Origin of the sequence: Nonomuraea sp. NPDC049709, from assembly GCF_040674815.1 — a bacterium.
Lineage (GTDB): Bacteria > Actinomycetota > Actinomycetes > Streptosporangiales > Streptosporangiaceae > Nonomuraea.
The window spans coordinates 23,435-33,123 of sequence record NZ_JBFANM010000064.1 but is presented as its reverse complement, the minus strand read 5'-3'; the positions used below and the strand labels follow the sequence as shown (position 1 = coordinate 33,123).

Sequence of the window (9,689 nt, the reverse complement as noted above, 5' to 3'; positions counted from 1 at the left end):
CACACGGGCGGGCGTCGCTGCCGGTTGACCTGCGATGATGCGGGTGCGGGCGTGATCACGCGGGCATGGGCCGCCAGGCCGCCCAGTCGATGCGGACCCGCTCGTGCCGCTGCGGGTCCACCTTGACCGGCACCACCGCGCCGGGCGCGACCACGCCCATGGGGATGCGCGGCAGTGACTGCCGGTGCGTCACCCGGTACGCCTGCCCGCCCTCCAGCCGGACGCCGAGCACGAAGGCGACCACCGGCTGGCCGTTCACCGTCATGCCGGTGTCGCCCATCGACTCGACCACCGCCTGCGCGGGGATGCCGGTGGCCAGCAACCGCTGCCCGTTCCGCGCGATGATCAGGAACGGTAACCCGACGCACGCCAGGATCAGCATCGTCCCGCCCGTGATCGCCACCGACAGCCAGATTCCCGTGCTCACGACTTTCTCCCCAGTTCTCCTCCCTCGCAGGAGGCGCATTTCCGGATCTTCCGGAGAAGTTGTAACCAGGGAGGATTGCACGCGGCTTGATCACCGGTTGCACGGTCGCTTGCGGGCTGAGTAGTGCCTACTCAGGCGTCCGGCACCGGACCGCGCTCTACTGGCGGCTGTCCACACGAGTGCGGAGGCCAAGATGCACGATCACGACCACCACAAGGAGACGTTCGACGTCCACGGGATGCTGCTGTTCGGCGAGGACCCCCTGTACTTCTCGCACCTGCCGATGTTCGAGCATCCGGCCCACCGCTTCCAGGTGCTCATGGAGGTCGACTTCCGCCCCGACGTACGCGAGACGGTGCGCCGCGACCTCAAGGCGGCCGACGGCATCCACACCTTCGTGCCCGAGGCGTTCGACATCCTCGACCTCGACCCGGCCGCCGGTGGCGGGCCCGCCAGGACGGCCGTGGCCGGCACCATCCACCGGGGGCACTTCGAGCGCGGCGGCACGCCGATCGCCGAGGGCGTCACCGCCCGGGTCGCGCGGGTGGCGCTCTTCGAGCGGCTCGATCCCGGGCGGCACCACGACGACGGAAGGCCGCTGACGTACGTGTGCTTCGGCCGCGCCGGCGGGCTGCACCTCGCGCACGTGATCACCGCCCGCCCCGACTTCGACCAGGTCCTCGCGGTCCGGATCGTGCCCGGCACCGTCCGCCCCGGCCCCGGCCCGCAGGTGCCCGGGAACGTGCCGGGCGAGGACTTCGAGCGGCCGGTGCCCGTGACGGTCGGGCGGCTGGACATGCCCCGGCGGCGGCTGGTGGCGGGTGACATGGTGGAGGGGTCGTTCTTCCTGGGCGTCTCGCGAACCGGGAGCCACGGCTTCACCGCGCAGGTGGAGGTGGTGCGGGAGATCTACATGGAGACGGGCGATCTCGTCTGATCCGTCGCCCGACAGAATGGATCAAGGAGGTGGTCATGGAGATCCGGGAACTGCTGGCCGGGGCGGGGTGCGACGGGTGGCTGTGCGTCATGGAGATCGATGGCGACGGCGAGGTGCACGCCGGCAGTGACGAGCCCGTCGTGGCCGCGTCCGTGTTCAAGGTGATCGTCGCGCTGGAGGTTTTCCGGCAGGCGGCGGCGGGGGAGCTGGACCCGCGCGAGCGCGTACGCGCCCGGCCGGGCGAGACCACTCTCGGGCCCACCGGCATGTCGGTGTTCGCCGACGAGGCCGAGGTGTCGGTGCGCGACCTGGTCACGATGATGCTGACGATCAGCGACAACGCGGCCACCGACCTGCTCGTCGAGCGCGTCGGGCTCGACCGGATGGCCGCGACGCTGGCCGAGCTGAAGCTGACCGGCACCGCGGTGCCGTACTCGCTGGGCGGCCTGCTCGACTCCATCGCCGTGGACACGGGCCTGGCCACCTGGCGCGAGCTGATGGCGGCCCACCACCCCGCCGGGCCCCCTGACGAGATGCTGCACGCCTCCCGCGCCCTGCGCCCCGAGCACTCGATCCGCACCACGGCCGGCGACATGGCCCGGCTGCTGAAGCTGATCTGGCTCGACCGGGCCGGGCCCGCCGAGGCGTGCGCGAACGTGCGCGCGGTCATGGGGCAGCAGGTCACCAGGCACCGGCTGGCGATGGGGTTCCCGGACGACGTGCGCGTCGCGGCCAAGAGCGGCGGGCTGTTCGGCGTCGTGCGCAACGAGGTGGGGGTCATCCGGTTCCCCGACGGGCGCCGGTACGCCGCCGCCGTCTTCACCCGCGCCCACCGGCCCCGCGCCGGTGAGAACGCGATCAACGCGGTCATCGGCACCGTCGCCGCCGCGGCCGTGGCCTCGCTGCGCCGCTGAGTACATTTTCCTGATGCGACGCGTATCCGTGGTGGGGAACACCGGCTCCGGCAAGTCCACGCTGGCCCGGGCGCTGGCCGGGCGGCTGGGCGTGCCGTGGCTCGAACTCGACTCGATCTTCCACATGCCGGGCTGGACACCGCGGCCCCGGGAGGAGTTCCGGGCCGAGGTCGAGCGGTTCACGGCCGCCGACGGGTGGGTGGTGGACGGCAACTACTCCGCCGTACGCGATCTGGTGTGGTCGCGCGCCGACACCGTGGTCTGGATCGACCTGCCCCGGCGCACCGTGATGCGCCGGCTCCTGAACAGGACCCTGCGGCGCATGGCCACCGGCGCCGAGCTGTGGAACGGCAACAAGGAGTCGTTCCGCTTCCTGCTCGACAAGGACGAGTCGATCATCCGCTACGCCTGGCTCAAGCACGCGGCCTACCGCGCCCGTTACCGCGAGGCCGCCGCCGACCCGGCCAACGCGCACCTGAGGTTCGTGCGGGTCGCCTCCCGTGCCGACGCCGACCGACTCACGCGGACTGACAGAAATTGAAATCTGTCATCGCAAGGTGCATACTTCTCGTATGAGAACTTTGGGTACTGGCGGGCCTGCCGTGTCCGACCTCGGCCTTGGCTGCATGGGGATGTCCGACATGTACGGGCCGGCCGACCGGGCCGAGTCCATCGCCACCATCCACGCCGCGCTCGACGCCGGCATCAACCTGCTCGACACCGGCGACTTCTACGGCATGGGCCACAACGAGCTGCTCATCGGCGAGGCGCTGCGCGGCCGGCCGCGCGACTCGGTGCGGATCAGCGTGAAGTTCGGGGCGCAGCGCGACTACGACGGCAACTGGCTCGGCTACGACGGCCGCCCCGCGGCCGTGAAGACCTCGCTCGCCTACACGCTGCGCCGCCTGGGCACCGACTACGTGGACGTCTACCGGATGGCGCGGGCGGACCCGGCCGTGCCGATCGAGGAGACGGTCGGGGCCATCGCCGAGGAGGTGCAGAAGGGGCGCGTACGGCACATCGGGCTGTCCGAGGCCGGCGCCGAGAGCATCCGGCGGGCCCACGCGGTGCACCCGATCGCGGACGTCCAGCTCGAATACGCGCTGCTGACCCGGGGGATCGAGCGGGAGATCCTGCCCGCCTGCCGCGAGCTCGGGATCTCCGTGACCGCGTACGGGGTGCTGTCCCGAGGGCTGATCAGCGGTCACTGGCGGAAGGACCGCGAGCTGGCGGCCGGCGACTTCCGGGCCACCAGCCCGCGCTTCTCCGGCGAGAACCTCGCGCACAACCTGGGGCTGGTGGACGCGCTGCGGGCGATCGCCGGGACCAAGGGGGTCACGGTCGCGCAGCTGGCCATCGCCTGGGTGCTCGGGCGGGGCACGGACATCGTGCCGCTGGTCGGCGCGCGCACCAGGGAGCGGCTGGCCGAGGCGCTGGGCGCGCTCGACGTGACGCTGACGGAGCGGGATCTGGCCGCCATCGAGGCCGCCGTCCCGCAGGACGCCGCCGCCGGCACCCGCTACGGCGAGGCGCAGATGGCCCACCTCGACAGCGAGCGCTGACCACCCGCTCGGTGGCGCAGCGCTCGGTGGGTGGCTCGGCGCTCGGTGGGCGGCTCGACGTTCGGCGAGGGGCTCGGCGTTCGGTGGGTCCTCGGCGTTCGGCGAGAGGGTCAGCGTTCGATGAGCGTGACCTCGAGGGAGTAGTGCGAGGCGCGGTAGACGTGTGAGCCGTGCTCGACGGCCCGGCCCTGGTCGTCGTACGTGGTGCGGATCATCGTCAGCAGCGGCGCGCCGCGGCGCTCCTCCAGCAGCCGGGCCTCCGCCTGGGTGGCGGATCGTGCGCCGATGCGCTGGTTGGCCACCCGCATCCGCACACCCGCTCCGCGCAGCAGCTCGTACAGGCCGCGTCCCTCCAGGTCGGCGGCGCTGAGCTGGGCCAGGCCCGGCGGCAGCCAGTTGTGCAGCACGGCGAGCGGCTCGCCGGCCGCGAAGCGCACCCGCTCCAGGTAGAGGATCTGGGAGCCGGGCTCCACGCCCAGGACCCGGGCGATATCCTCCTCCACCGGCCGCGTCTCCAGGGCCAGCACCTGCGTGGCCGGCTCCTGCCCCGCCCTGCGCAGGTCGTCGTACAGGCTGGTCAGCTCGACCGAGCGCTTGACCTGCCCGTGCACCACCTGCGTGCCGACGCCGCGCTTGCGCACCAGCAGGCCCTTGTCCACGAGATATTGGATGGCCTGCCGGATCGTGGGCCGCGACAGGCCCAGTTTGTCGGCCAGCAGGATCTCGTTGTCCAGCCGCGAGCCGGGCGCGAGATCACCCCGGCGGATGGCCTCGGCGATCTGCTCGGCCACCTGGAAATAGAGCGGCACCGGGCTGGATCGGTCCAGGTCGATGCCCAGGTTCGCGGTCATGCTGATCAGCTTAACCGAGGTCAGAATGTCCAGACAAATGAGTCATGGCGTGTGCGGCGGGCGTGCGGGAGGTAGAGGAGAGGGCATGGACGCGACATACCTGCTCGACACCGCCACCGAGGCGGCCAGGGCCGTCGGCCCCCGGCTGCGCGCCGCCTTCAGGTCCCGGCCGGGCGTGGCCACCAAGCGCGACTTCCACGACCCGGTCACCGAGCACGACCGGGCCGCCGAGGACACCATCCGCTCCGTCATCGGCGCCCGGGCCCCGCACAGCGCGATCGTCGGCGAGGAGGGCGGCACGACCGGCTCCGGCGACCTCGTCTGGTACGTCGACCCCATCGACGGCACCGCCAATTTCGCCGCCGGCCTGCCGTTCTTCTGCGTCTCCATCGCCGCCGCCGTCCGCGGCGAGCTGGTGGCGGGCGTCGTGTACGACCCCGTACGCGGTGACGAGTTCACCGCCACCACCGAGGGCGCCTGGTGCAACGGCGAGCCCCTGCGCAGCGCGGGCGCGACCGGCGACCGGGAGGCCATGCTCCTGTCCAGCTATCCGACCCCGCTCGACCTGGACGAGGACGGCGACGTGGCGCTGCGCCGCTACGGCCGCTTCCTGGAGTCCTTCTCCGCCGTCCGCAAACCCGGCAGCGCCGCACTCAAGCTCGCGCACGTCGCCGCCGGCTGGTCGGACGCCGCCTACGGCACCCGCTCCCACCCCTGGGACGTGGCGGCCGGAGCCCTGCTGGTGCGCCGGGCGGGCGGCGTCTACCTGGGGGATCCGCTGGTCAAGGGGGACTACCTGGCGCATGTGGGCGGGTTCGACCTGGAGCGCTCCGTGCTGGCGGAGGTGGCGCCCCGGGAGCTCAGCCCAGGAGGGCCGCCAGCTCCGCCAGCGAGGTGATGCGGGGGAAACCGGCGGGCGCGGGTTCGGTGCCGTGGCGGTCGAGCCAGACCGAGCGCATCCCGGTCACCGTCGGGCCTGTCACGTCATTGGTCACGTCGTCGCCCACCAGCAGCACCTGCCGCGGCTCCAGCCCGAGCGCCGCGGCGGCAGCCGTGTAGGAGGCGGGCGCGGGCTTGAAGCAGCCGCCGAGCACCTCGCCCGTCAGCACCGGACCGACCAGGCCGTCCAGCCCGATCGCGCGGACCTTGTCCTCCTGCATCCGCTGCGCGCCGTTCGTCAGGACCCCCAACGCGAACACGCCCAGCCCCGCCACCGCCTGCGCCACGTCCGGGAAGGCGGCCCAGTTCCGGCGGTAGCGGCCGGCGAAGTCGGCGTAGGCGGCGTCGAGGTCGTCCGGTACGGGGACGGCCAGCTCCGTGCACAGGGCGGCCAGGCGCAGGCGGCGCTGCTCCTGCACCGAGCACCTGCCCGCCTGCCACATCGCCAGGTAAGGACCTTCGAGCTCGGCCCAGAGCCCGGCCACCTCGGCCAGGCGCGGGTGGCCGGGGGAGCGGTCCTCGAACCAGGACACGATGCCGGTGTCGGCGGCCGTGCGGTGGTCGAGCAGGGTGCCGTCGAGATCGAACAGGATCCCCTTGACGCCGGCCGGCGCGGGCGCGGTCACCGGGTGGCCCCGGCGTCAGGGGCGGGACCGGCCGTGGCGTTGATCGCGGGTGTGGTCACCGGGCGGTTCCGGCGGCGATGCGGGCCGCCGTCTCGCGGGGCGGATAGCCGAGGGTGAGGCCGCGTACCGACAGGGGGGCCTGCGCGAAGAGGGTCTCGGCGTCCTCCGTCAGCACGTAGTCCAGTGCCGGGGAGCGGGACCGGTGCGCGTCCAGCGCCGCCGACTCCCGCTCGGCCAGCTCCCGGGGCAGCGCCTCCTGGTAGTCGGCGATCAGCGCGTCCAGGTCGAAGAGCTGGGAGTACCGCTCCGAGGTGCCCGCCACCACGCGCACCAGGTCGCCGTCGTGCTTCGCGTGGTAGACCAGGTTCGTCCCGCCGCTCTTGGCGAACCAGCGCAGCGCCTCCGGGGCGGGCAGGGTGAAGGCGCCGTACGGCTTGCGCCCGTACAGCAGGGCCTCGGCGATCCACCGGTCGCACCACAGCTCGTCGCGGTAGGGCGCCGGCGAGCGGGGGTCGACGGTCAGGCCCTGGGCCAGCACCGGGTTCCAGGCCGACACCAGCGGGCTGCTGAAGCGCGGCATGCGCGGGCCGCGCCACTGGCTGAGCGCGTAGCCGTACCATACGGTGACGACCTCGACCCGGAGCCTGGGCAGGGGGCGCTCATAGGTGCCGTTCATGATCTGGCCGCCGTCGGGGTGCCGCCATGGGCCGGGCGTGATGTCCGCATCTGTGGGGACCGGGGGAGTCCGGTAGTCGGGATGGAGAATCCACGCGTCCGCCACAGTCTCTGCCTTTCCGATTGGGCGTATGCATTACGTGTCTGACCACTAGAGTGGCAATCGTGCATCACCCGTCACTCCGTTGCAATAGACCAGGTGTAAACGCTGATTTTTGTCATCGGCGGTTGTGACAGACGTATGCAGTTGAGCGTTGTAGCGGCCCGGCTCTCCTCGTTGCGGGCCGGGAGCAGCCTGTCGATGAAGTCCGCGGCCGAGGCCGCCGGGCTCAACACCTCCACGATCTTCCGCATCGAGCACGGGCTCGTGGCGCCGCGCGAGGCCACCGTGCGCACCCTCCTGGAGCTGTACGGCGAGGGCGAGCACGCGCCCCGGCTGCTGTCGCTGCTGCGGGAGGAGCGGGTGCCCGGCTGGTACGACGCGCCCGGGGTACCGCTCGGGCTGTCGGCGTTCCTGGAGCTGGAGGACCAGGCGCAGGTGATCTACACGTACTGCCCGCACCAGGTGCCCGCGCTGCTGCAGACCCCCGCGTACGCCCTGGCCGCCGCGCCGGCCACCCTGCCGCCCGGGGCCACGTACGAGCGGGCCGCCCGCGCCGCCGGGCTGGTCGCGGTCCGGCAGAAGGTGCTCGACCGGCACCGCGGGCCGCACCTGTGGGCCCTGCTCGACCGGCCCGCGCTGCTCGACCCGCCGCTGTCCCGGCCCGAGGACCGGGTGGCGCAGCTCGACGCGCTCGCCCTGGCCGCCAAGCAGCCGCACATCGCGGTGCAGATCTCCCGGCCCGTCGCCGAGACCGGCTACCTCTACCAGGGGCCGCCGTTCACGCTGCTGCGCTTCCCCGACCGGGACCGTCCGGACGCGCTGGTGCTGCACCTGCTGCACGCCCCGGTGGTGGTCGAGGACCGGCGGCGGGTCGAGGAGCACCAGCAGGCGTTCGCCCGGCTGTCGCTGTCGGCCTTCCCCGTGGACGCCACATCCGAGGTGCTGGAAGGGGTACGCGCCGCGCTTTCCGGCTGACAGGATGAAATCTGGTCGATCGGGACGGAGGTCACCAGGTGCCCAAAGACGACAGTCCGGTCGTGTCCCTCGCCGGGGCCAGCAGCGCCCGCATGTACGACGCCGCCCTGCGCGGGAAGCAGAACTTCAGCGCCGACCGCGAGGCGCTCGAGCTGGCCGAGCGGCTCAGCGCCGACGCCGCCACCGCCCTCGTCGCGCACCACCAGCACGTGCACCGGGTGGTGCGGCACCTGGCGGGTCGGGGGGTGGACCAGTTCGTGCTGTACGGGACCGGGCTGCCCAGCACCGGGCAGGCTCACGAGACCATCCACGCGGTGTTCCCGCCGGCCAGGGTGGTGTACGCCGAGCAGGACCCGTACATGCTGGCCCACGCCCAGGCGGTCACCGCCAAGGGCAGCGACCGGGTCAGGATCGTGGGCTGCGACCTGGCCGACCCCGCCGGGCTGCTGGACGACCCCATGGTGCGCACGTTCGTGGACTGGGCCGAGCCGGTGGCGGTGGGCGTGCTGTCGGTGCACGAGATCGCCCTCGGGGACACCGCCTGGGCGGCGGCGCTGCGCCGGTCGATGGTGGCCGGAAGCCATCTGTGGCTGACCGCGCTCAGCATGGACGCCTACGACGAGGACATGCGCGCGGCGGTCTCGGCCGCGAACCGGGACCTGGGGCTGACGGTGCACTTCCGGCGCCGGGAGCAGGTGCTCGCCCTGTTCGGCGGGCTGGAGCTGCTCGATCCCGGCCTGGTGTGGGCGCCGCAGTGGCGGCCGGACGGGAACGAGGCGCCCGTCGCCCCCGAGCGCACGGCCTGGCTGGCCGGCGTCGCCCGCGTCGGATAACCCGATCGCGCGAGCCCGCGCTCCTTCTGCTCGCGCCGGTCGGCTGCTCGCACCGGTCGGCTGCTCGCGCCGGTCGGCTGTGCGCACCGGTCGGCTGTGCGCGCCGGTCGGCTGTGCGCGCCGGTCGGCTGTGCGCGCCGGTCGGCTGTGCGCGCCGGTCCGGCGGTCGCGTGGGGGGTCAGTGGTGCTGGCGGAACTCGCCGGCGCGGCGTACGTGCTCGATCATGATGCGTTCCGCGCGCTCCCCGTCGCCCGCCTCCAGCGCGGCCAGGATGCCCTCGTGCGCCGCCAGCTGCACGTTGACCTGCGTCTCGTCCAGCCACAGCGAGGCCTCGGCCGGCACCGGGAAGCTGTTGCGCACCGACCTGGCGTGCTCGCCCAGGAAGGCGGGCCCGCCGATGTCCACGATGCGCAGGTGGAAGCGCAGACTCTGCTCGCCGAGCCGCTCGTGCCTGCCGTGCGCGGCGTCGTCCGCCATGGAGGCGTGCAGCTCGCGCAGCGCGGCCAGCTCCTCGGGGGTGATCCTGGCCGCGGCCAGGCGGGCGCCCAGGCCCTCGACGACCGAGCGCACCCCGTAGTACTCGGCCAGCGCCTCGTCCCCCAGGTCCACCACGGTCGCGCCGTGGTGCGCCTCGTAGCTGATCAGCCGGTCCTTCTCCAGCCTGCGCAGCGCCTCGCGGACCGGCGTGACCGAGACGCCGAGGCGCTTGGCCACTTCTCCAGCCCGCAACGCCGTCCCTCCGGGGATCCGCGCGCTGCGGATCTCGTCGAGAAGCACGCTGTAGACGTACTCGGCCTTGCTCATGGGCGGCCGCGGCTCGCTGGATGACATGTCCCCAAGTGTCGC

Annotated in this window: 12 protein-coding genes; 7 read left to right on the top strand and 5 right to left on the bottom strand. The window is 72.8% G+C overall.

Going from position 1 to position 9,689, the window contains the following annotated elements; genetic code table 11:
* Positions 1 to 55: 55 nt before the first annotated feature.
* A complete protein-coding gene (locus AB0J69_RS44980) occupies positions 56 to 427 on the bottom strand; it encodes a hypothetical protein (RefSeq protein WP_364131459.1) in 372 nt (123 codons plus the stop codon).
* Between the two features lie 193 nt (positions 428 to 620).
* On the opposite strand from AB0J69_RS44980, the gene AB0J69_RS44975 reads away from it, so the two are divergent.
* The 4 genes from AB0J69_RS44975 to AB0J69_RS44960 are packed head-to-tail and all read left to right on the top strand — an operon-like array spanning position 621 to position 3,840.
* Positions 621 to 1,364 carry a hypothetical protein gene (locus tag AB0J69_RS44975; protein ID WP_364131456.1) on the top strand — a complete coding sequence of 248 codons (744 nt, stop codon included), beginning with the start codon at positions 621 to 623 and terminating at the stop codon, positions 1,362 to 1,364.
* Between the two features lie 35 nt (positions 1,365 to 1,399).
* Entirely contained in the window at positions 1,400 to 2,278 is an 879-nt protein-coding gene (locus AB0J69_RS44970; protein WP_364131453.1) for a serine hydrolase, read from the top strand.
* A gap of 13 nt (positions 2,279 to 2,291) precedes the next feature.
* A complete protein-coding gene (locus tag AB0J69_RS44965; RefSeq protein ID WP_364131450.1) occupies positions 2,292 to 2,819 on the top strand; it encodes a hypothetical protein in 528 nt (175 codons plus the stop codon).
* 31 nt (positions 2,820 to 2,850) lie between these two features.
* The gene (locus AB0J69_RS44960; protein WP_364131447.1) at positions 2,851 to 3,840 is read left to right on the top strand and encodes an aldo/keto reductase; all 990 of its coding nucleotides are present in this window, start codon (positions 2,851 to 2,853) and stop codon (positions 3,838 to 3,840) included.
* Between the two features lie 110 nt (positions 3,841 to 3,950).
* On the opposite strand, the gene AB0J69_RS44955 is transcribed toward AB0J69_RS44960, so the two are convergent.
* Positions 3,951 to 4,691 carry a GntR family transcriptional regulator gene (locus tag AB0J69_RS44955; protein WP_364131444.1) on the bottom strand — a complete coding sequence of 247 codons (741 nt, stop codon included), beginning with the start codon at positions 4,689 to 4,691 and terminating at the stop codon, positions 3,951 to 3,953.
* 85 nt (positions 4,692 to 4,776) lie between these two features.
* On the opposite strand from AB0J69_RS44955, the gene AB0J69_RS44950 reads away from it, so the two are divergent.
* Complete coding sequence (locus AB0J69_RS44950) at positions 4,777 to 5,589, top strand: inositol monophosphatase family protein (RefSeq protein ID WP_364131441.1); 813 nt, start codon at positions 4,777 to 4,779, stop codon at positions 5,587 to 5,589.
* On the opposite strand, the gene AB0J69_RS44945 is transcribed toward AB0J69_RS44950, so the two are convergent.
* On the bottom strand, positions 5,552 to 6,256 hold the full coding sequence (locus tag AB0J69_RS44945; protein ID WP_364131438.1) for an HAD family hydrolase: 705 nt from the start codon (positions 6,254 to 6,256) through the stop codon (positions 5,552 to 5,554). The genes AB0J69_RS44950 and AB0J69_RS44945 overlap by 38 nt on opposite strands.
* Before the next feature lie 55 nt (positions 6,257 to 6,311).
* The gene (locus AB0J69_RS44940) at positions 6,312 to 7,037 is read right to left on the bottom strand and encodes a hypothetical protein (protein ID WP_364131435.1); all 726 of its coding nucleotides are present in this window, start codon (positions 7,035 to 7,037) and stop codon (positions 6,312 to 6,314) included.
* A 141-nt stretch (positions 7,038 to 7,178) separates the two neighbouring features.
* Here AB0J69_RS44940 and AB0J69_RS44935 point away from each other — a divergent pair, with 141 nt between their 5' ends.
* Both AB0J69_RS44935 and AB0J69_RS44930 read left to right on the top strand, forming a co-directional pair.
* Positions 7,179 to 8,009: a Scr1 family TA system antitoxin-like transcriptional regulator gene (locus tag AB0J69_RS44935; RefSeq protein ID WP_364131432.1), complete on the top strand. Its 831-nt coding sequence runs from the start codon at positions 7,179 to 7,181 to the stop codon at positions 8,007 to 8,009.
* A gap of 38 nt (positions 8,010 to 8,047) precedes the next feature.
* A complete protein-coding gene (locus tag AB0J69_RS44930; RefSeq protein WP_364131430.1) occupies positions 8,048 to 8,842 on the top strand; it encodes an SAM-dependent methyltransferase in 795 nt (264 codons plus the stop codon).
* Between the two features lie 178 nt (positions 8,843 to 9,020).
* Here the strand turns inward: AB0J69_RS44930 and AB0J69_RS44925 are convergent, their stop codons facing one another.
* Positions 9,021 to 9,674 carry a GntR family transcriptional regulator gene (locus AB0J69_RS44925; RefSeq protein WP_364131428.1) on the bottom strand — a complete coding sequence of 218 codons (654 nt, stop codon included), beginning with the start codon at positions 9,672 to 9,674 and terminating at the stop codon, positions 9,021 to 9,023.
* Positions 9,675 to 9,689 lie beyond the last annotated feature (15 nt).